The 1,059-nt window shown below is 43.4% G+C and carries 1 protein-coding gene and 1 pseudogene; one reads left to right on the forward strand and one right to left on the reverse strand.

The window, feature by feature from the left end; all coding sequences use genetic code 11:
- Window positions 1-242, forward strand: a pseudogene (locus F6K49_RS52490) (hypothetical protein); the annotation flags it as partial.
- Window positions 243-465: 223 nt separating this feature from the next.
- On the opposite strand, the gene F6K49_RS52495 reads toward F6K49_RS52490, so the two are convergent.
- Window positions 466-1,059, reverse strand: a 594-nt coding sequence (locus F6K49_RS52495; protein WP_293111021.1) for an SOS response-associated peptidase, incomplete at its 5' end; no start/stop codon positions are given.

Genomic DNA, 1,059 nt, shown 5'->3' on the forward strand with positions numbered 1-1,059 from the left:
ATGGATACAGTCTAGTGGCAATGAAAGAGATTATCCAAGGAGAAGAAGTGACTTTTGATTATTGTATGTCTGAATGGATTTCAATTGCTGTGCCTAATTGTAATTGTCAAAGCAATATCTGTAGAGGATCTATTAATGGTGGTAAATTTTTATCCGATCAGATTTTAGAGAAGTATCGAGGTTTCTTGGCTCCCTATTATGCAAAATTAGTAAACATTCAGCTATCAGACCAATTAACGTAGGGTGGGCAAAGTAATATAATCTAGAATACTCAAAACAAGCAAACTGTGTCTTGATGCAGTCGCTCATGGGGGAAACCACGGCAGTCGCTCATGGGGGAGACCCCCAAGACCGCGCTGCCTTCCCAAGACCGCGCTGCATCGCTTTTTGCCCACCCTACAAGCTGGTATCATGAGGTCATGCGCTACGCGCACGGCTGACCGCTGACGGCTGAATGCTTACATTTTACTTATTCTCAATTACAGGGATGATACACTCAGGACTATTGTTTCTGACAGTATTAACAGTAGTGCTAACGGGATAAACACTCATCTTATGGGCATCATAGGGAATCAGTAGTGGCTGCAATAGCTCCTGTTGACTTACCTGATGATGCAGCCATAAATCATAATCACTAGGTTCTAATATCACTGGCATCCGATCATGGATCGGACTGATAATGTCATTAGCTACTGTGGTTATAATTGTACAAGAAGCAATTATCTCACCCGCTGGATTTTTCCAACGTTCCCAAAGTCCTGCAAAAGCAAACGGACGCTTATCTTTCCTCTGGAAATACAACGGTTGCTTCTTGCCATCCTTTCGTCGCCACTCAAAAAAACCATCCGCTACAACCAAGCAACGCCGACGACGGAATGCACTACGAAATGCTGGCTTTTCTGCTACCGTTTCTGCTCTAGCATTAATCAGCTTTGCACCAATTTTAATATCCTTTGCCCAACTAGGAATTAAACCCCAACGTAACAATTGCCATTGTCGCTCACTATCGGTTGAGGGGTTTAATACTGTTGCCACCAGCTGACATGTTGTGCCTAGTAC

It is taken from the genome of Moorena sp. SIO3I6, from assembly GCF_010672095.1.